Below are 19279 nucleotides of genomic sequence, written 5' to 3'. Positions count from 1 at the left end.
GAGCCCGCGGGGTCAGGCGCCCTGGGCGCGCAGCCAGGCGGTGGCGCGGCGCGCCGAGGCGCGGGACAGCCACGCGTCCTGGACCACCTCCGCCAGTTCCTCGTAGGTCAGCTCACCGAGCCTGGCGGCCCGCACCAGGACCGACGGGTGCCCGTCGAAGTGCGGTGTGGTGAAGAACGGCGTCGTCTCATCCTGGACCAGCGCGTGCTTGTCGCCCTCGGACTCCACCCAGAACATGATCACGTCCGGGTACCGCTCGCCCGTCGCAGGGTCGACGGCGTCGGGTCGGCGCGTGCGGAAGAAGACGAACGACTTGCCGCCGACCTGGTAGACGGGGTTACCCGAGCTGCCGGGTACGACCGTGACGTGCGGCATGGCCAGCGCCAGCTCATGCACGTCCTCGACCCGGGCGGGCCGGCTCCGATCATCGCCCACGGCCCCACCGTAACCCCGCGCCTCGGGGTCGGTTGCTGGCAGGATCGCGGGATGGCGTCCGTTGACGACCCGGCACTGGTCTCCTATGTGGCCGACCACTCGTCCGCCGTCGCGCTGGCGGTGTACGACGCGAGTGACCCGGCCGCCGCGCGCACCGCGCTACAGAGCGCGGCGGAGGAGATCAGCCGGATCCCGCACCCCGACGAGCCGGACTGGTCGCTGCCGAACTGGTGCGCGGTCCTCGACGAGGACGGCGTCTCCGTCCTGCGTATCGACATGAAGGACGAGATCCGCTACTCCGCGCTGATCGTCCGGATCGTGCAGGACCACCTGGCGCGCGCCGGTGTCGACGGGCGGCTCGAACCCAGGCGGCGACCGGCCGAGCCCTTCGAGAACGACCCGAACGCCCAGCTGTTCGTCGGCACCGAGCCGCTGATCGAACTCGACCACCGCGGCCTGCCGCCCGGCTTCCCCGACGGGTTCCCGGTGCCGCCCGACGCCACGCTGGTCCGCGCCGAACGGACGCCCGGTGGCGACGCCGAGCACGCGACGTGGCGCCGGTCCGAGCCGTTCACCGGCTACCTCGCGCAGCTCCGCGCCTACGGTTGTACGTTCGGCGAGGTCCCGCGGCTCGCCACGGTGAACAGCGGCCCGGGCGAGATCGCGCGGTACACGCTGTGGCGGGACGGCGCCGGGGGCCGCGTCCGGCTCTACCACTCCGGACTGCAGGCCTGGTACGTGAGCGTCGTCTGGCAGCCGGAGGCCCGACCGCCGACTACTCCGGTCGAGCCGGACGAGACACCCGACCGCCGCCCGGTGCCGAGCGGACGTGAGGCCGCGCGTGAGCTGGCCGAATTCCTGGTACCGGAACCGCTCGTCCCCGGATACGAGGCGGTCATCGCGCTGGCCACCGCGGCCCACACCCTCAGCGGGCTGCTCCATGCCGGGCCCGGCCGCCGCGGCGCCCGGGGTGATCTGACGACGCTCGCGGACCGGTTCGCGCCGGTGCTCGGCCGGCTCACGCCGGAGCAGCTGACGCTCCTGCGCCACGTCTGCCTGACGATGATCTCGAACCTCTTGGCCTCGGGGCGGCGGGGCCGTCCGTCCGGGCTGACCCTGGTGCCCGACGACGACGGCTATCTGTACGCCGCGGACGTCCGCGAGCACGCGGAGAACACGATCGACGCCGCGCTGCTGCTGTGCTTCGAGACCGGCCTGGTGGTGGTCCGCGGCGCGCCGATGGTCGCCGAGGCGGTCTCGGGCATCCGTGACGCCCCGGTGCCGCCGCCGGTGGAGCAGTACGCCTGGCTGTTCGACGGCCTCGACGCGCCGCAACTCACCGCGGCCCGCGACGCCTGCTGGGACCTATTCGAGTAGGCCCGCGCGGTGGGCGGCGTCGACGGCTGCCGCCCGGTCGCGGACGCCGAGCTTGTCGAACAGGTGCAGCAGGTGCGTCTTCACGGTCGTCTCCGAGATGAAGAGCGTCCGGGCCGCCTCGCGGTTCGTCGCGCCACCGGCGACCAGCCGCAGCACCTCCAGCTCCCGTTTGCTGAGCGTCGGCGCCGCGACGGCGGGTGCGGCGGCACGGGTCATCAACCGGCTCGCGACCGCGGGGGACAGCACGGCCTCACCGCGGTGCGCGCTGCGCACCGCCCGGACGAGCTCCTCACCCGGCGCGTCCTTCAGCAGGTATCCGGTGGCGCCCGCGGCCACCGCGTCCAGCAGGTCGGCGTCCGCGTCGAACGTCGTCAGCACCAGGACCCGCGCGGCGACGCCGCGGCGGCGCAGTTCCCGGATGGCCTCGACCCCGCCCGTGCCGGGCATCCGCAGGTCCATCACGACGACGTCGGGGGACTCGGCGACCGCACGCGCCACGGCCTGATCACCGTCCGAGGCTTCGCCGACCACCGTGATGTCCTCGATCGTGTCGAACATCGCGCGAAGGCCGTCGCGCACCACCGGGTGGTCGTCGACGAGCAGCAGCCGGATCACGCGGCCACCACTGCCGGGCACGGCACGGTGGCCACCAGCGCGGTGCCCTCGCCCGGCGCGCTCTCCACGACCAGCGAACCCTCGACTCGGGCCAGCCGGTCGCGCATCGCTTCCAGCCCCACGCCGGTGCCGTCCGTCCGGGCACCGACGACCTCCGGCCGGAAGCCCACGCCGTCGTCCCGGACGTCCACGATCACGGCGTCCTCGAAGTAGGTGAGCGTCACGCCGACGCGGGAGGCCCCGGCATGTTTACCCACGTTGGTCAGCGCTTCCTGGACCACCCGCAGCAGGACCACCTCGTGGTCGGTGGGCAGTGGACGCACCGCACCGGTCACGTCCACGTCCACCGGAAGCCCGGCGCGGCCCGCGACGTCGGCGATCGCGTCCGGCAGCGTCGAACCCTCCAGCTGGCCGGGGCGCAGCGCGCCCAGCGAGCGGCGGGCCTCGGCGAGGCCCTCGCGGGCGAGTTCGGCGACCTGGTCGACGTGCGGACGCTCACCGCCGGTCAGTTCGCCGCTGCGGTCGGCGGCCTCCAGCTGGCGGATGATCCCGGTGAGGGCCTGGGCGAGCGTGTCGTGGATCTCGCCGGCCAGCCGGGCCCGCTCGTCCAGCACACCGGCCTCGCGGGCCTGGATGATCAGCTGCGACTGCAGCCCGCGGTTCTCGGTCAGCGCTTCCTCCAGGCGGCGGTTGGCGACGGTCAGCTCCTCGAGCATCCGCTCCCGCTCCAGCTCCTTCTCGCTCGCTTTCAGCGCGGCGACGGTGATCAGCCGCACGAGCAGGAAGCCGCCGGCGCCCAGCACCAGCCAGACCACGAACAGCACGGGCGTCGTCGGATAACCACCGATGTAGCTGGCGGCCGCGATCAGCGCGAACGCTCCGATGCTCGGATACATCAGGCGCTTCGGAACGAACTCCGGCGTCTCGATGTAGCCGTACCACGTGTAGATGCCGAACCACGGGTTCAGCCCGACGAGGATCGCCGTGAGGACGACGCGAACCGAGAGGTACACGATCGGGTTGCCGCGCAGCCGCCCGTAGGGGTGGGCGACCAGGGCCCAGACGGCGGCGACCGCGGCGACGGCGAGGGTCAGCGCGAGCCGCCGCGGGCTGGAGCCGGTGAGCTCGGTGTCGACGATCGAGACCAGGGAGGCGGCGGCCAGCAGCACCAGCGGCATCCACCGGAGCCCCTGCCTGCTCATCGGGTTCGTCCACGATTCGTTCACTGCCGCCTCCATCCCCGGTCGATCCCATTCTGAACGCCTGCTCACTCCCAGCGGAACGTGCGTACCGCCAGTCCCACGAACACAACGGCGTAGGCGGCCAGTACGACGAGCGGCGTAACCGGCGGGAAGTGACCGTCGATGCTCGCGGTCAGCGCCTGACCGGCGGCGCCGAGCGGCGTGTACTCGGAGATCGTCCGCAGCAGGTCGGGCATCTGCTGCTGCGGCAGCCACAGGCCGGCGAAGAACATCAGCGGGAAGAACAGGATGCTGGTGATCGCGTTCGCGATCTTCGCCGACGGCGCCAGCGCCGCGACCAGCGCCGCGAGGCCGAGGAGCGCCGCGGCCGCCAGCAGGTAGGTGACCAGCCAGCCCAGGACGTTGCCGGGGAACCCGTCGTCGAACGTCGCCGTGGCGACGATCAGCAACCCGACCATCGTGGCCAGCGCGCAGGCGAGGTGGATGCCGATCTGGGTGGCCAGCAGCCGCCACGGTCGCATCGGCGTCACCGACAGGCGGCGCAGGATCCCGCGCTCCCGATAGCTGCCGAGCACCTGCGGCAGGCTCATCGTCGCCAGCAGCGCGAGCGCGATCAGCGCGATGATGCCCAGGTACACCTGCGCGTAGCTCAGGCCGCCCAGCACGTCGGTGGGCCTGCTGGTCCCGGGCACCACCGCGAGCACGGTGAACGCGACGATCGGCAGCCCGGTGGTCCAGAGCAGCAGTAGCGGCTCGCGGAGGAAGAGGCGGATCTCGGTGCGGAACAGCGTCCGCAGGGGGTGTGCTGCGAGGGTGGTCACGCGTCGCTCCCGGTGGTCAGCATGGCGTCGTCGAGGGTGGCCTGGTGGACCCGCAGGTCGCGGGCGGTCAGCCCGGCGCGGGCGATGTGGGCGGTGACGGCGAGGATGACGTCGCCGGTGCCGGTGACCACGAGCGTGGTGCCCTGCACGGCGACGCTGTGGACGTCGGGCAGCGCGCGCAGCGCGTCGGCTGCGGCGTCGGCGTCACCGTCGAGGCGGAACCGGATCTCCTGCCGTCCCGCGGTCCGGTCGGCGATCAAGCCGGCCGGTGTATCGACCGTGACGATCCGGCCGGCCTCGATCAGCGCGAGCCGGTCGGCGAGGTACTCGGCCTCCTCCATGAAGTGCGTGACGAGCACGACCGTGACGCCGGAGTCGCGCAGGCCGGAGATCAGCCCCCAGGTCTCCCGCCGCGCCTTCGGGTCCAGCCCGGTGGTCAGCTCGTCGAGTACGGCCACCCGCGGACGCCCGACCAGCGCCAGCGCGATCGCGAGCCGCTGCTTCTGGCCGCCGGAGAGCGCGGCGAACGGCCGCTTGCGCGCCTCGGCGAGGTGCAGACGCTCGAGCAGCTCGTCGCCGTCGACCGGGTCGCGGTAGAACGACGAGAACAGCTCGATCGCCTCGCCGACCCGCATCTTGTCCGGCAGCTGGGAGTCCTGCAGCTGCACGCCGACCAGGTGGGAGAGCCGGTCGCCGTCGCGGTCGGGGTCCAGGCCCAGCACGCTGATCTCACCGCCGTCCCGGTGGCGGACACCGGTCAGCATCTCGACCGTGGTGGTCTTTCCCGCGCCGTTGGGGCCGAGTACGGCGAAGATCTCGCCCTCCTCGACGTCGAGGTCGATCCCGTCGACGACGGTGCGACCGGAGTAGCTCTTCCGTAGTCCGCGTGCAGTGATGGCTGGCATGCCTCTAGCCTCGGCCGGTCGCGGCGTCGCGGGCAGGCACCAGGTGGCCGCCCGCCGATGGATCCCGGGGTCCTCCATCCGGAGGACCCTTAAGATTTGTGACCGTGACCGACGCCTGGGCCCGGATCGAGGACTGGATGGCGGCGCACGCCCCGGCCAGCGCCGCGGTGCTGGCGCCCCCAGCGGATCCGGACGCGATCGCCGCCGCCGAAGCCGCGTTGGGCCTGGCCTTCCCGAATGAGCTGACACAGTCGCTACGCAGGCACGACGGGCTCACCGAATGGGCGAACGTGCTGCCCGAGGCGCGTCCGCTGGCGGTCGCCGGGATCGTCGAGAGCTACCGCGAGCGGATGGACGTCGCCCCGGACGTCGACGGGTTCACCCCCGCCGGGCCGGAGAACGAACCGTGGTGGCACCCGCGCTGGTTACCGTTCGGCGACGCCGAAGGTGATCTGCAGGTCTTCGACCTCCGCCGGGAACCGGCGCGGCTGGGCTGGGCGCCGCACGACAACCCGGGCACGTTCGCCGACGCCTGGCCGTCGCTGACCGCCTACCTCACCGCGGTCGCGGACGCCCTCGACGCCGGAGGCACGGTCGGCGCGTGGTCACCGTTCCTGCGGCCCGACGGGACACTGTGGTGGGACCTCACCGGCGCCACCACGCTCAACGACGAACCTCTCGAACCGGCCCCACCGAAGTAGCCCCACGGGGCCCGCGGGAACGGCACGATAAGTCCCGTGGAGCTGACCGGCCCGATTCCCGGCCGCACCGGACTGATCTCGACGTTCTTCGACCTCGCCGCCGTGGGCTACCGCGCCGACGAGTACTTCCTGTCCGGTGAGGCCACCGCCTACGAACACACCGGACCGGCCACCGACGACGGCGACTGGCCGGTCCGCGAGAGCACCCGCGCGCCGTTCCGCACGCGACTGGTCGTCTACCGGCCGGTCGACGCCGCGGTGTTCAGCGGCACGGTCATGGTGGAGTGGCTCAACGTCTCGTCCGGAGCGGACGTCGCCGCCGAGTGGCTGACCACCCACCGCCACCTGATCCGGGCCGGGCACGCGTGGGTCGGCGTCTCGGCGCAGCGCGGCGGCATCGACGGGCAGGGCTCGGCGCGGGTGTCGGCCGACGGCCCGAACGGGTGGGCGCCGGGCCTGCCGCCGCTCGTCCAGAGTGATCCCGAGCGGTACGGCGCGCTCGACCACCCGGGCGACGCCTACGCGTTCGACATCTTCACCCAGGCCGGCCGGGCGGTCCGCCGCTGCGGGCTCGATCCGCAGCGGTTACTCGCGGTCGGCGCGTCGCAGTCGGCGGCGTACCTGGTCACGTACGTCAACGCGATCACCCGGTCGGCGCAGGTCTACGACGGGTTCCTGATCCACGGGCGTCCGGGCAATCCGGCGGGTCTCGACGGCTGGGACGCCGGGACCCGCGCCGGTGCGGTCCGGATCCGCGCGGACGTGCCGGTGCCCGTGCTGATCCTGCAGACCGAGACCGACGTCGTCGGCCTGCTGCAGGCGATCGGTTCCCGGCAGCCGGACGACGACCGCGTGCGGCTCTGGGAGCTGGCCGGCGCCGCGCACGCCGACACGTACACGATCGCGGCGGCGTTCGGAGACTCCGGCGCGCTCACGGCCGAGGAGCTGGCTGGCTCGCTGACGCCGTCCGCCGACCCGTTCGGCGTCCGGTTCGCGGCGCCGGTCAACGGCGGCCCGCAGCAGCACTACGTCGGGCAGGCGGCGGTGGCGGCGCTCGACCGCTGGGTGCGCGGCGGCGAGCCGCCGGCGCGCGCCCCCCGGCTGGCCACCAGCGACCCGGGCCCGCTGGACCTGGACGAGGACGGCATCGCCCGCGGTGGCGTCCGGACGCCCTGGGTGGACGTTCCGGTCGCGGTCCTGTCCGGGCTCGGGCAGGAGGAGAGCGGCGGCGGCGCCATGCTGTTCGGCTCGACCCGGTTCTTCGACGCCGACCGGCTCGCCGAGCGCTACCCGGGCGGCCGGCCGGAGTACCTGACCCGGTTCGCGGCCGCGGCCCGCGCCGCCGTGGACGCGGGCTTCCTGCTCGCCGAGGACCTCGAGGAGATCACCGCGCTCAGCGCAGCAGCGTCCGGATCTCCTTGGCCAGCAGCACCGACGCGTCGATCTCCACCTTCCGGATAGAGACGCTCTCGACGTTGAACCCGAACGGGATCCCCAGGTTCCGGCAGAAGTCGATCAGCTCGCGGGCGTTGGCCAGGCACTGCCGGTAGGACTCGGTCAGCGGGTCCGGGGTCCGCTGCAGCGAGTTCACCAGCCAGCGGGGGACGTCGACCCCGAGCCACTGCAGGAACGCCAGCGTCTTCGGCGACCCGCAGACCGACAGCGTGAACACCACCGGGCGCGGTGCCACGCCCCGCTCGTCGCAGGCGTAGAAGTAGTCCGAGACCAGGCTCTTCGTCGCGTCGACGTTGTAGACGACCTGGGAGATGAAGAACGAACAGCCGCGCTCCTGCTTGGTCAGCATCCGCAGGTGCTCGTCACCGCGCGCCGAGTACCGCTCGGGAATCGTGACCGCGCCGAGCGGCAGGTCCGGCCGCAACTGCTCGCGCAGCTCCTGGGCCCGGGTGAGGCGCGTCTGCACCGGCTTCACCGACGACGAGGAGCCGACGAACACGGTCAGCACCCGATCGGCGTCGACCGTGCGGAGCCAGCCGGTCAGCTCGGCCTCCGGGTATTTGCCGACGCAGCGGTAGACGACGACCGGCCGCTCCCACGCGGACAGGTACTCGGCGTGGAACACCGCGGGGTCCATCGTCGGCAAGTAGGGGAACGGCCGCTGCTCGGGGTTGCGGTCGCTCTCGTCGTCGATGTCGTAGAGCACCAGGCCGTCGAGGTCGAGCCCGTCCAGCCGGCCCAGCGTGACGTCGGCGATCCGCGCCGCCTCGTCCGGCGAGACGCTTCGCCGCGGAGGCGTGAGCCCCAGTAGCAGGATCTCGCCACTCCCATCGGCTATCCCCATGGCTGCACGCTACCCGTGAGGGGTAACACCGGACCCATGCGCCTACGCGTCCTGACGATCAACGTCCAACACGACGCCGGTGACCCGCGCCGGACCGCGCGGATCAACGCCGAACTGCGCCGGCTGGCGCCGGACCTCGTGGTGTTCCAAGAGGTCTGCTACCCCGGTGAGCGGGATCAGCTCGCCGAACTGGTCGACGGCGTCGGGCTGCGCACCACGCACCAGGAGGCCGTCCTCGACCAGCTGCCACCGGACGCCGACGTGTACGGCGGCAGCGCGATCGCGACCCGCTGGCCGCATCGTGTGCTGGAGGTCGTCGAGGGCCGCACGGCGGACGGCCTGTACTGGTACACGCTCGCCGCGTCCGTCGGACTTCCCGGCCTCGGTCCGGTGCTGCTGCTTCATCCGACGACGTTCTGGAAGCCGGACGCCGAGGCGTATCGGGAGCGTCAGGTGCGGGAGGTGGCCGACCTCGACGCCCGCCACCGCACCGCGCTGCCGACGATCGTCGCCGGGGACTTCAACGCGGAGCCGGAGAGCCCGAGTATCCGCTACCTCGCCGGGCGGTACCAGGATGCGTGGGCGGTCGCGGGTGACGGACCCGGACACACCTGGACGGTCGACAACCCGCTGGGCGCCGCCGAGATCGAGCGGCTGATCGGGCAGCCCGGCATCCGGCAGCGGATCGACTACGTGTTCGTCGCGAACGCGCGGATCGAGGGTGTCCAGCTGGTCGGCGACCGCCCGGTGGACGGCGTCTGGCTCAGCGACCACTACGGCGTGCTGGCCGACCTCGATGTGACTACCGGCTCGTAGGGTCGTGCACCGGACGGCCCGCCGGGCCGCTGTCGGCGCCGGTCCCGGTGTCCTCCGGCAGCTCGACGGCCTTGCCCTCCCAGGTCAGCGCCTTCCAGCCGTCGGTGGGGGAGCCCTCCAGGACGACGATGCCGGTGTTGCTCAGCGCGTTCTCGGCCGCCCAGTCGACCTCGACGTTGTCCGCGCGCGCCGCGACCCACGCCCGGATCGCCGCACCGTGGCTGACCATTGCCACCGTGCCGGCGTCGGTGCCAGCCGCCTCGGCCACCACCGCGTCGAACCGGCCCATCGTCTCGTGTCCGTCCTCACCGCCGGGCATCCGGACGTCGAGCTCGCCCTTCGACCAGCCGAACACCGTCGTCAGATAGATCCGCACCGACTCGTTGTCGCCGAGCATCTCCAGGTCACCGGCCGCGACCTCGCGGATGCCGTCGCGGACCACCGGCTCCAGGCCGCGCGCTGCCGCCAGCGGGGCCGCGGTCAGGTGCGTGCGCACGAGCGTGGAGACGTACAGCGCCTCGATGTCCTCGTCCGCCAGCGCGGCAGGCAGCGCCGCGGCCTGCTCGTGGCCCAGCTCGGTCAGGCCGGGTCCGGGGACGGCGGTGTCGAGCAGGTGGGCGACGTTCGACGGAGTCTGGCCGTGGCGGATCAGGATCAGGCGCATGCCGGGGTCAACTCCGCGTGGTGAGGGGGCGTACCTCTCGATTCTCTCAAACCGCGCGCGGAGTGCTGCTCAGGTGCAGCTCGGAGCAGAAACCTTCAGCCGGGCGCCCGGCCGGCCGATCGGAACGGACAACTGTCGAGTGGCCGGTCACCGGTCGGTACACGAGGTCGAGGCGCGCATGACGACAGCGGGGGACACGGAAACCGGGGGCAAGCTCTCGGGCGTCGGGGTGGGGCAGAAGATCCTGCTGGCGGTGGCGGTCGTCGCCGTCGTCGCGCTGGTCACCGGAGGGTTGGCCTGGCAGCGGCTCGGTTCGCTGGACGACCGGATCCAGAACGTCAAGAACGAGAACATCGCCCGGCTCAACGCGCTGGTCGGCATCGAGGCCGGCCTCGCGTCGATGTACCGCGGGATCCTCAACATCTACGTGGTGCCGACCGCGACCGACAGCGAACAGATGGTCAAGGCCGGGCAGGAGGCGGTCACCACCGCGTTCGCGGAGTTCCAGTCCCACCCCAGCAGCTCGTCCGAGTGGAAGACGCAGGTCGCGGCGTTCGACGAGGCGTTCACCACGTACGTCGCGCTGGCGAACTTCCTGCTGTTCCAGGACCCGGTCCCGTCCGGCGTGTCGGTGCCGGCCGAGGGGACGGCCCGGACCACCGAGTTCGCGCGCGTCGAGAAGGCGTTCACGACGACGATCTCCACGTTGACCGAACTCGACGCCACCGAGGCGACCGACTCCGCCGACGACGCGCACTCCGCGGCGGTGAGTGCCCGGACGCTGATCGTCCTCGTGCTGATCGTGGGTCTGATCGCCGCGGCGGTGCTGGCGACGCTGGTCGGGCGGGGCATCGCCCGGCGGTTGACCCACGTCAAGGACGTGCTGGACCGGGTCGCCGACGGTGACCTGACCCAGCACGCGCGGGTCGACTCCGGCGACGAGGTCGGGCGGATGGCGCAGTCGGTGAACCGGGCGATCGAGTCGATCCGGCAGACCGTGGCGGCGCTGGCGAGCTCCGCGCGGACGCTGTCCGACTCCTCCCTGCAGCTCACCGCCTCGGCCGAGGCCATCTCCGGAACGGCCCAGGACACCTCCGCGCAGACGAGCGTGCTGGCGTCGGCGTCGGAGGACGTGTCGCGGAGCGTGCAGACGGTGGCCGCGGGTACCGAGGAGATGGGTTCGGCGATCCGGGAGATCTCGCAGTCGGCGAACGACGCGGCCGGCGTGGCGTCGCGGGCGGTGGACGCTGCCGCGCAGACCAACGCGACGGTGGCGAAGCTGGGTGAGTCGTCGGTCGAGATCGGCAACGTCGTCAAGGTCATCACGTCGATCGCGGAGCAGACCAACCTGCTGGCGCTCAACGCCACGATCGAGGCCGCGCGCGCCGGTGAGGCCGGTAAGGGCTTCGCGGTCGTCGCCAACGAGGTGAAAGACCTCGCGCAGGAGACCGCGAAGGCGACCGAGGACATCTCCAAACGCGTCGAGGCGATCCAGGCCGACACGGAGAGTGCCGTGGCCGCGATCGAGCAGATCTCGACGATCATCGCGCAGATCAACGACTATCAGATGACGATCGCCTCGGCCGTCGAGGAGCAGACCGCGACGACCAACGAGATGACGCGATCGATCACCGAGGCGTCGACCGGCTCGACCAGCATCGCCGACAACATCGCCAGCGTCGCGGCGGCGGCACAGACCACCACGGCCACCGTCGGCGAGACCCAGCGCTCGGCCGAGGAGCTGGCGCGCATGTCGTCGGACCTCCAAGCGCTGGTCAGCCGATTCCGGGTCTGAGGGAGGCGGGAAGCATGGAACGTCCGTCGGAGGAGTCGCTGGAGACCCAGCGCGCGGCCCTCACCGAGGCCTGCGTGGTCGCCGACGCCGAGGACGGCGTCGCGCAGGCCCGGTGCGCGGCGATCCTCGACGAGTTCGCCACCACCGTGCGGCGGCTCGCCGTACGCGCCGCCGACCTCGCCGCGGTGACCCGTGCCGGTGGGAGCCGCGCGGACGTGTCGGCGGCGACGTCGGCCGTGGACGACGCCAGGGCCGACGTCATGCGGGCGCAGTTGCGGGTCGTCGACGAGTGGACCGAGATCACCCGCGCCCGGCTCGACCGGGCACAGGAACTCTCCCAACAGGTGAGCCGGGTCTGCGCGTCCACGTCGGCGTTGACGACGCCGGACTCGACCGCTTGACCTGGAGTGCGCTCCAGGGGTTTGACTCGTCGCCATGGAGTACCGATACCTAGGACGGTCCGGAACCACCGTCAGTGAACTCTGCCTGGGCGCGATGACGTTCGGCCGCGAGGCCGACGAGCCCGACAGCCGCCGCATGCTCGATGCCTACGCCGACGCCGGAGGCAACTTCATCGACACCGCCGACGTCTACGGCGGCGGCGCCTCCGAGGAGATCACCGGCCGCTGGCTGAAGGGCCGGGACCGCGATCAATGGGTGATCGCCACCAAGGTGCGCTTCCCGACCGGCCCCGGCGTCAACGACGTGGGGCTCGGGCGCAAGCACCTCATCGCGTCGATCGACGCCAGCCTGCGCCGCCTGCAGACCGACTACGTCGACCTCTACCAGATCCACGGCTGGGACCGGGCCACGCCGCTGGAGGAGACACTCTCGACACTCGACGCGCTGGTCACCGCCGGCAAGGTCCGCTACCTCGGCGCGAGCAACGTCACCGGCTGGCAGCTGCAGAAGGCCCTCGACCTCAGCCGCGCGCTCGGTTACGAGCGGTTCCTCACGCTGCAGCCGCAGTACAACCTGCTGGCGCGCGCCACCGAGTGGGAGCTGGTGCCGGTCTGCCTGGAAGAGGGCGTCGGCATGGTGCCCTGGGCGCCGCTGCGCGGCGGATGGCTCTCCGGCCGCTACACCCGGGAGCTGACCGGGCCGCCCGCCGGCTCGCGGGTCGAGACCGCGGAGAAGGAGGGCTGGAGCGAGACCTGGGACGTGTACGCGAACGAGCACACCTGGGGCATCGTCGACGCGCTGCAGGAGGTGGCCGCCGCGCGCGGGAAAACCATCGCCCAGGTCGCGATCCGCTGGGTCGTGCAGCAGCCGGGCGTCACCGCGCCGATCATCGGGGCCTCCCGGTTCGACCAGCTCGAGGCGAACCTCGGGGCGGTCGGCTGGAACCTGACCGACTCCGAGCTCGACCGGCTGGCGACGGTCAGCGCGGTCCACGGGCAGTACCCGTACGACGGGACGATGCGGGACATCATCACCGATCGCTGAGCGGACTTTCTTTCGCGCCCCCGCCCACGCGGGGGCGCGATTGATTACAGTGTTACACGTGTCAGAGATCCCCACGCTGTACGACTGGGCGGGCGGCCGTCCCGCGTTCGAGCGCCTGATCAACGCCTTCTACAACCGGGTGGAGGGCGACGAACTCCTGTCTCCGCTGTTCCCCGGCGGGGTGTCCGATGAGCACCGAACCCACGTCACCGCCTGGTGGAGCGAGGTGTTCGGCGGGCCTGCCGACTACACCGATCACCACGGCGGCTACCACCACATGGTGAACAAGCACGTCAACCTCGGCATCACGAACGAGCAGCGCTTCCGCTTCGCGTCGCTGATGAGCCTGGCGGCCGACGACGCCGGCCTTCCGGCCGACCCGGAGTTCCGCGCCGCGTTCGTCGGCTACGTCGAATGGGGGACGCGCATCGCGCTGGCGAACGCGGCCCCGGGCGCCGAGATCGTGCAGCAGGCCCCGGTGCCGCGCTGGGGCTGGGGCGTCGCGCCGCCCTACCTCCCCGGTACCTAGCTCAGAGCCAGCCGCGGCGGCGCAGCAGCAGCCAGAGGCCGGTCGAGAGGACGACGATCACCGTCGTGCTGACGATCCAGCCGGCGTGGTGCTCGAACCCGGGGTACGGGACGTTCTGGCCGTAGTACCCGGTCACCGCGGTCGGCACCGCGATGATCGCGGCCCACGCGGCCAGCTTCTTCGTCACCTCGTTGAGCTGCTGACCCTGGAAGTTCTGTTCGCTCTCCAGGATGCTCGCGATCCGGTCGCGGGCGTTCTCCACGGTCTCGGCGGCCCGGAGCACGTGGTCGTGGACGTCCTCGAAGTACGGCGTCAGGAGGTCGTGCGCGAGGTGGTGCTCGCCGGCGTTGCGCAGGATCCGCTCGACGACCTCCCGCATCGGCGCGACCACCCGGCGCAGCTGCAGGACGACCCGGCGCAGCTCGAACGCCCGGCGCCGCACGTCGACGCCCGGCTCGCGGCGCGCCGCGAACAGCTGGTCCTCGAGATCGTCGAGCGTGTCGTCCAGCTGCTCGGAAACGTCGTACTGGCCGTCGACCACGGCGTCCAACAAGCCGTGCACGAGGAACCCGACGCCGCCGGAGGCGAGCTCCGGGCTGGCGTCCCACCGGGCCTGTAGCGCGTCGATGTCGAACGCGGCCTTGCGCACGGTGATCAACGCTCGCGGGGTGATGAACGCGCTGACCTCGCTGGTGGTCAGCTCCGCGCCGTCGACGTCGAACGCGACCGCGTGCATGTTCGCGAACAGGTGGGTGGGGTAACGATCGAGCTTGGGACGCTGCTCCTGCTGGACGGCGTCCTCGACCGCGAGCGGGTGCAGGCCGAACTCCTGGACGACGATGCCGAGGTCGGCCTCGTCCGGTTCGTGCAGGTCCAGCCAGACGACACCGTCCGGCGTGGACGCCAGCCGGTCGCTGATCTCCTCGGCCGGGAAACCCTCGGCGATCACGCGGCCGTCCTGATAGAGGCGGGTGCGCGTCGGGCACTGCGGCGGGACCGCGCTGCTGACGCTGTGGTCGGGCGCGCCGGGCGTCTGCGGATCGCCCTCGGCGGGCCGGGGTGCGGGAACGGGAGCGTCGGTCACAATCATCCAGCTTTCCACCCGGACACGGCGCGGAACCGTCAGGGAGTGCTACGGAGTGACGGTGCCCAGTGCACACCGGTGCAGCGCCTGCCCGACGTCGTCGGTATGCACGAACGGGCCGGCCCCTTCGCGCCGACGAACCGCGGGCCGGCCACCGCGCACGGGCGCACCACGAACGCCAGGTGGACGACGACGTCGGCGCCGTCGAAGGCGGTGCGCAGGGCGTCGGGGTCACGGACGTCGCCCCGGAGTTGCTCGACCGCACCGTCGGCGCGCGGCGGGTGGCGCGCGAGGCCGACCACGCGGCCGATCCGGTCGTCCGCGGTCAGCAGCGGGAGGAGACCCGAGGCCAGCGTGCCGTCGAGCCGGTGACGGCGACCGCGAGCGTTCGTTGCGTGGTTATCGTCGGTACCTCCTCCGGCGCGGGTTCCCGGGGGCGGTCGGGCGAAACCGGCAGGCAGCGTAGGGTCGCGGGGTGACGAGCGATCCGGGACCTTCTGGCGGCGGGCCGGCAACCGTCCGCCGAGCTGACACCGGCGGGGTCACCGTCCGGCGGGCCTCGGCCGCGGACGCCGCCGACCTCTGCGCGCTGAGCCTGCGCGCGATCCGGCAGTCCGCCGCCACGCACTACGACGCCGCCCAGCTCGAGGCCTGGGCGGGCGCACGCTCGATTCCGCAACACCGCACGCTGATCGACCACACGCTCACGCTCGTCGCCGAGCACGACGGCGCGGTCGCGGGCTTCGCGAGCGTCGCGCTCGAACCCTGGACGAAGCTGGAACGCGGCGAAGTCGACCAGCTGTTCGTCGACCCCGCCCACGGCGGACGCGGCGTGGCCCGCGCCCTGCTCACCGCCGTCGACGAGGCGGCCGCCGGGCACGGCCTCGACGCGCTGGTCACCCACGCGTCGTGGCGGGCGGCACCGGTGTTCGAACGGCACGGGTACACGCGCGAGGAGGTCGAGACCGTGCACCTCGACGGCCAGGTCCTGACCCGCGTCCGCATGCGCCGCCGGCGGCCTTCAGTCGGATAAGTTGCCGTCCAGGAAGTGCTCGGCGAGGTCCGGGCGGCTCATCAGGCACGGCAGCGTCGTCAGCCGCCGGAACAGGGCCTCCGCGCCGAACGGCAGTGCCTCGGCCGCTTTCCGGCGGGCGTCGGCCACCCCGTCGAACCGGCCGATCCGGCGAGCCTCGTCGAACACCTCGTGGAACTGTTCGGCCCGCCGGACCACTTCCAGGGTCATCGCGTAATCCATCTCTGCTCCTCGCCCGGTCGTTCGGCACGCCGTATCCGGCAGACGGCGTGTCTCCTCCGCAGACACAGAGCGGGCCACGTATCCGCTGATACGTGGCCCGCTGAATTCGCTGTGAGTGAGTGCGTCGCCCGAGGCGGGTCAGCGCAAGCCGGCGAACAGGTCGGTCTCCGGCGTCGGAGCGTTCGTGGTGTCCCGCACCCGGACGAACGTCTCGGTGCCCATGATCTGGCCGAACCGCTCCCGGCCCAGGTCGAGTAAGAACGCGCCGTCACTCTGGCTGGCATGCGCGGCCAGCGCGTCGTACTTCTGGTCGGTCACCGCGCTGACGTCGATCCACGCCGAGATCTGCTCGTCCGGCACGCCCTGCGGCGCATCGGCCGTCTCCGACTCGTCCCACTCGACGCCGAGCTCCCGCATCTGCTCGACGATGTTCGCCATCCACGACCGGGGCGTCGCGCCCCAGTACACCTTCGGGACGTCGCCGACCAGGTCGACCGCGGCCATCGTCACGCGGTGCGTCTGGAGGTGGTCGGGGTGCGGGTAGCCGCCGTTCTCGTCGTAGGTGACGATCACGTCGGGCCGGTACTGCGTGATCAGCGCCGCCAGGCGCGCGGCGGCCTCGGCGACCGGCGTCGACCAGAACGAACCGGGAGCGTCGTTGGTTGGCCAGCCCGGCATCCCGGAGTCGCGGTAGCCGAGCATCTCGGAGTGGGTGACCTTGAGCGCGGCGCAACTCGCCGCCAGTTCGGTGCGCCGGACCGCGGCGACGGCGTCCGGATCGTGGCCGGGCTCACCCGGCTTGACGCCGCCCGGCCCGTCCCCGCAGCTGCCGTCCGTGCAGGTGACGACGATCGTGGTGACTCCCTCGGCCGCGTACCGGGCGAGGATCCCGCCCGTGCCGGTGGCTTCGTCGTCCGGGTGGGCGTGCACAGCCATCAGCGTCAGGCTCATGCCGTCAGCCTAGTGGCGCGTAAATCTTCACTCCGGTGATCGCCCGTCGATAGGGAACTGCGTCATCTCATCGGTGGGGGTCGGGTGTCCGGGCTACTGCGCAAGCTCCGTATCGGCACGCGGTTGTCGGTGGCGTTCGTCGTCGTCGTAGTGATCCTGAGCACCGCGGTCGTCGGTGCCGTGCTCGGCATCAACGCCCAGCAGTCGTCCGCGTCGCGCGCCCGGACGCTGGAGAACGTCGTGCGGGTCTCGGAATCGATCAAGTTCTACGACGCCGACGTCAGCGGATGGCAGGTCGCCTACGCCTGGGACACCCGCCGGATCGGACCCGCGCAGGCCGTCGCCGCGTCGTCCGGGAACCGGGCCGGGTTCCTGGCCGCCCGGGAGAAGCTGGAGGCGGTGCTGGACTCGATGCCGACCGGCGACCTGACGTCGGCCGAGCGGGAGCTGTTCGACGGGATCCGCGCGGCCTGGGTCGAGTACTTCGAGCAGGATGACAAGGCCGTCGCCGCGTACGCGGCCGGTTCGCTGGCGGCCGGCGACGCGATCGTGCTGGGGCCGGGATACGAGATCTACTTCCAGCTGGTCGAGGACGTCGACAAGATGGTGTCGTCGCTGAACAGCCGGTTGGAGAGCGAGCAGGCCGACGCGAACTCGGCCGCCAGGGCCGTGAAGACCGCGGTGCTGACCGCGCTCGTCGTCGCGATCATCCTCGCTGCGCTACTGGCCTTCGTCGTCACCCGGAGCATCACCCGGCCGCTCGACCGCACCGTCGAGACGCTGCGCCGCGTGGCCGCCGGAGACCTCACCGCGACGCCGGAGCCGAACGGAGCCGACGAGGTCACCACCGCCGACCGCGCGCTCGCCGAGGCGGTCGACAACACCCGGGCCGCGGTCACCGCGCTCAGCCACGGCGCGGCCACGCTGACCGGCCTCGCGGGTGGATTGTCGACGACCGCGCAGACGCTCACCGCCAGCAACCACGAAACCGCTGCTCAGGCCGGTCGCGTCTCGAGCGCCGCCGAGCACGTCTCGACGAACGTCCAAACGGTTGCGGCGGGAAGCGAGGAGATGGGTCAGTCGATCCAGGAGATCGCCCACAACGCCGCGGAAGCGGCGAGGGTCGCCGCGCACGCCGTCACGACCGCCGAGTCGACGACGTCGATCGTCTCCCGGCTCGGCGACTCCTCGACCGAGATCGCGTCGGTCGTGCGGGCGATCACGTCGATCGCGGAACAGACGAACCTGCTGGCGTTGAACGCGACGATCGAGGCCGCGCGCGCCGGCGAGTCGGGCAAGGGGTTCGCGGTGGTCGCGAACGAGGTCAAGGAACTGTCCCAGGAGACCGCCAAGGCGACCGAGGACATCGTCGGCCAGGTCGACGCGATCCAGGGGGACACGAACGCCGCGGTGGTCGCGATCGCTGAGATCTCGGACATCATCGGTCAGATCAGCGCGTTCCAGAACACGATCGCCGCCGCTGTCGAGGAGCAGACCGCGACCACCGCCGAGATGGCCCGCAACGTCTCCGGGGCCGCCGAGGGGTCCGGCGAGATCGCCGCGAACGTGTCCGGGGTGGCGCAGGCGAGCGAGCGGACGGCGGCGGAGCTGGCCGAGGTGACGGCAGCGGCGTCGTCGCTGGATGCCGCGGCGCGAGAACTGCGGTCGGTCGTCGAGAAGTTCCGCGTCTAGGCCGCGAGAACCAGCGCGGCGAGTGCGCCGGCCATCCACGCCTCGTACTCCTCGTTCGTCCATCCGCGCTCGGTGAGCAGCATCCAGACGGCCGGTGAGTTCAGCGTCCACACCAGGTCGCGGGCGCGGTCCCGGTCCAGGCCGGGTCGCAGCCAGCCGCGTTCGTCCCAGGCGGTGGTGGCCATCGTCGTCCCGGTGAGGCGCTCGGCGTCGACCGTCGTCATGAACGCGTCCAGGTCGGGATCACTCCCGCGCGCCGACGACACCACCCGCATGAGGTCACCGGCGCGGCTGACCAGCCAGGCCGAGAGCGCCGCGTACGCGCGCGCGGCCTCCGCCGGGCCCGCGGCGTTCCGGACCGCCAGCGCCTGCGGCCGGGCGGCGATCGGCACCGGCTCCTCGTCGCCGGCCATCGCGACGTCGTAGACGTCCTTCAGCAGGCGCGCCTTGTTACCGAAGCGCTTGTAGACGGTCTCCTGGGACACCCCGGCCGCCTCGGCGACCGCCCGGATCGTCGTGCCCGCGTAGCCGCTCTCGAGGAACGAGTCCCGGGCCGCGGCCAGGATCGCGGAGCGGGTGCGGTGGGCAGCGGCGGCGCGGCCGCGGTTGTCGTAGGGCATGGGGCTCCGGGGAATTCGCCTGTCGGATTTTCGATACAGCGTACTGTCCCAGATTTCGGTACAGTCCGGTGT

The 19279-nt window shown here is 72.0% G+C and carries 22 protein-coding genes; 11 read left to right on the top strand and 11 right to left on the bottom strand.

The window, feature by feature from the left end:
* Positions 1–12: 12 nt before the first annotated feature.
* Entirely contained in the window at positions 13–375 is a 363-nt protein-coding gene (locus BUB75_RS37530) for an MmcQ/YjbR family DNA-binding protein (RefSeq protein ID WP_073264541.1), read from the bottom strand.
* Between the two features lie 111 nt (positions 376–486).
* On the opposite strand from BUB75_RS37530, the gene BUB75_RS37525 reads away from it, so the two are divergent.
* Entirely contained in the window at positions 487–1812 is a 1326-nt protein-coding gene (locus BUB75_RS37525; protein WP_073264393.1) for a hypothetical protein, read from the top strand.
* Here the strand turns inward: BUB75_RS37525 and BUB75_RS37520 are convergent.
* Genes BUB75_RS37520 through BUB75_RS37505 form a run of 4 tightly spaced genes read right to left on the bottom strand, consistent with a single transcriptional unit; the run spans position 1801 to position 5355 of the window.
* Positions 1801–2427: a response regulator gene (locus tag BUB75_RS37520; protein ID WP_073264537.1), complete on the bottom strand. Its 627-nt coding sequence runs from the start codon at positions 2425–2427 to the stop codon at positions 1801–1803. The genes BUB75_RS37525 and BUB75_RS37520 overlap by 12 nt on opposite strands.
* Complete coding sequence (locus BUB75_RS37515) at positions 2424–3653, bottom strand: sensor histidine kinase (protein ID WP_178380086.1); 1230 nt, start codon at positions 3651–3653, stop codon at positions 2424–2426. Before BUB75_RS37515 ends, BUB75_RS37520 begins: the two co-directional genes overlap by 4 nt.
* 41 nt (positions 3654–3694) lie before the next feature.
* Positions 3695–4450 (bottom strand): ABC transporter permease, encoded by a 756-nt coding sequence (locus tag BUB75_RS37510; protein ID WP_073264391.1) that lies wholly within the window; start codon positions 4448–4450, stop codon positions 3695–3697.
* Positions 4447–5355, bottom strand: coding sequence for an ABC transporter ATP-binding protein (locus BUB75_RS37505; RefSeq protein WP_073264389.1), 909 nt, complete (start codon positions 5353–5355; stop codon positions 4447–4449). The genes BUB75_RS37510 and BUB75_RS37505 overlap by 4 nt, the downstream gene beginning before the upstream one ends.
* Positions 5356–5459: 104 nt before the next feature.
* On the opposite strand from BUB75_RS37505, the gene BUB75_RS37500 reads away from it, so the two are divergent.
* Both BUB75_RS37500 and BUB75_RS37495 read left to right on the top strand, forming a co-directional pair.
* Complete coding sequence (locus BUB75_RS37500) at positions 5460–6056, top strand: SMI1/KNR4 family protein (protein ID WP_073264535.1); 597 nt, start codon at positions 5460–5462, stop codon at positions 6054–6056.
* Positions 6057–6092: 36 nt separating this feature from the next.
* Complete coding sequence (locus BUB75_RS37495; RefSeq protein WP_218618004.1) at positions 6093–7517, top strand: alpha/beta hydrolase domain-containing protein; 1425 nt, start codon at positions 6093–6095, stop codon at positions 7515–7517.
* Here the strand turns inward: BUB75_RS37495 and BUB75_RS37490 are convergent.
* The gene (locus tag BUB75_RS37490) at positions 7450–8355 is read right to left on the bottom strand and encodes a 5,10-methylenetetrahydrofolate reductase (protein ID WP_073264385.1); all 906 of its coding nucleotides are present in this window, start codon (positions 8353–8355) and stop codon (positions 7450–7452) included. The two genes, BUB75_RS37495 and BUB75_RS37490, sit on opposite strands and share 68 nt — an antisense overlap.
* Before the next feature lie 36 nt (positions 8356–8391).
* On the opposite strand from BUB75_RS37490, the gene BUB75_RS37485 reads away from it, so the two are divergent.
* Positions 8392–9171 (top strand): endonuclease/exonuclease/phosphatase family protein, encoded by a 780-nt coding sequence (locus BUB75_RS37485; RefSeq protein WP_073264383.1) that lies wholly within the window; start codon positions 8392–8394, stop codon positions 9169–9171.
* Here the strand turns inward: BUB75_RS37485 and BUB75_RS37480 are convergent.
* Complete coding sequence (locus BUB75_RS37480; RefSeq protein ID WP_073264381.1) at positions 9158–9835, bottom strand: histidine phosphatase family protein; 678 nt, start codon at positions 9833–9835, stop codon at positions 9158–9160. The two genes, BUB75_RS37485 and BUB75_RS37480, sit on opposite strands and share 14 nt — an antisense overlap.
* 178 nt (positions 9836–10013) lie before the next feature.
* Between BUB75_RS37480 and BUB75_RS37475 the strand changes: the two genes are divergently transcribed.
* From BUB75_RS37475 to BUB75_RS37460, 4 genes are read left to right on the top strand one after another with little or no spacing between them, the layout of a single operon-like run.
* Complete coding sequence (locus BUB75_RS37475) at positions 10014–11630, top strand: methyl-accepting chemotaxis protein (protein ID WP_073264533.1); 1617 nt, start codon at positions 10014–10016, stop codon at positions 11628–11630.
* 14 nt (positions 11631–11644) lie between these two features.
* On the top strand, positions 11645–12031 hold the full coding sequence (locus BUB75_RS37470) for a hypothetical protein (RefSeq protein ID WP_073264379.1): 387 nt from the start codon (positions 11645–11647) through the stop codon (positions 12029–12031).
* Between the two features lie 34 nt (positions 12032–12065).
* Positions 12066–13076 (top strand): aldo/keto reductase, encoded by a 1011-nt coding sequence (locus BUB75_RS37465; protein ID WP_073264377.1) that lies wholly within the window; start codon positions 12066–12068, stop codon positions 13074–13076.
* Positions 13077–13134: 58 nt separating this feature from the next.
* Positions 13135–13605 (top strand): group II truncated hemoglobin, encoded by a 471-nt coding sequence (locus BUB75_RS37460; protein WP_073264375.1) that lies wholly within the window; start codon positions 13135–13137, stop codon positions 13603–13605.
* Position 13606: 1 nt separating this feature from the next.
* Here BUB75_RS37460 and BUB75_RS37455 read toward each other — a convergent pair whose 3' ends face one another.
* Positions 13607–14695, bottom strand: a complete 1089-nt coding sequence (locus tag BUB75_RS37455; RefSeq protein WP_084742193.1) for a magnesium transporter CorA family protein — start codon at positions 14693–14695, stop codon at positions 13607–13609.
* 176 nt (positions 14696–14871) lie between these two features.
* On the opposite strand from BUB75_RS37455, the gene BUB75_RS37450 reads away from it, so the two are divergent.
* Together BUB75_RS37450 and BUB75_RS37445 are read left to right on the top strand one after the other, a co-directional pair.
* Positions 14872–15168 carry a hypothetical protein gene (locus BUB75_RS37450; protein ID WP_073264373.1) on the top strand — a complete coding sequence of 99 codons (297 nt, stop codon included), beginning with the start codon at positions 14872–14874 and terminating at the stop codon, positions 15166–15168.
* Positions 15165–15722 carry a GNAT family N-acetyltransferase gene (locus tag BUB75_RS37445; protein ID WP_084742192.1) on the top strand — a complete coding sequence of 186 codons (558 nt, stop codon included), beginning with the start codon at positions 15165–15167 and terminating at the stop codon, positions 15720–15722. The genes BUB75_RS37450 and BUB75_RS37445 overlap by 4 nt, the downstream gene beginning before the upstream one ends.
* On the opposite strand, the gene BUB75_RS37440 is transcribed toward BUB75_RS37445, so the two are convergent.
* Positions 15711–15932 carry a PX domain-containing protein gene (locus tag BUB75_RS37440; protein WP_143175666.1) on the bottom strand — a complete coding sequence of 74 codons (222 nt, stop codon included), beginning with the start codon at positions 15930–15932 and terminating at the stop codon, positions 15711–15713. The genes BUB75_RS37445 and BUB75_RS37440 overlap by 12 nt on opposite strands.
* Before the next feature lie 150 nt (positions 15933–16082).
* Positions 16083–16895, bottom strand: coding sequence for a PIG-L family deacetylase (locus BUB75_RS37435; RefSeq protein WP_073264369.1), 813 nt, complete (start codon positions 16893–16895; stop codon positions 16083–16085).
* A gap of 84 nt (positions 16896–16979) precedes the next feature.
* On the opposite strand from BUB75_RS37435, the gene BUB75_RS37430 reads away from it, so the two are divergent.
* Complete coding sequence (locus tag BUB75_RS37430) at positions 16980–18587, top strand: methyl-accepting chemotaxis protein (RefSeq protein ID WP_073264367.1); 1608 nt, start codon at positions 16980–16982, stop codon at positions 18585–18587.
* Here BUB75_RS37430 and BUB75_RS37425 read toward each other — a convergent pair.
* Entirely contained in the window at positions 18584–19207 is a 624-nt protein-coding gene (locus BUB75_RS37425) for a TetR/AcrR family transcriptional regulator (RefSeq protein ID WP_073264365.1), read from the bottom strand. The genes BUB75_RS37430 and BUB75_RS37425 overlap by 4 nt on opposite strands.
* Positions 19208–19279: the final 72 nt, after the last annotated feature.

Source organism: Cryptosporangium aurantiacum (assembly GCF_900143005.1).
Classification (GTDB): Bacteria; Actinomycetota; Actinomycetes; order Mycobacteriales; family Cryptosporangiaceae; genus Cryptosporangium; species Cryptosporangium aurantiacum.
This window is presented reverse-complemented; position numbering and strand designations above follow the sequence as displayed.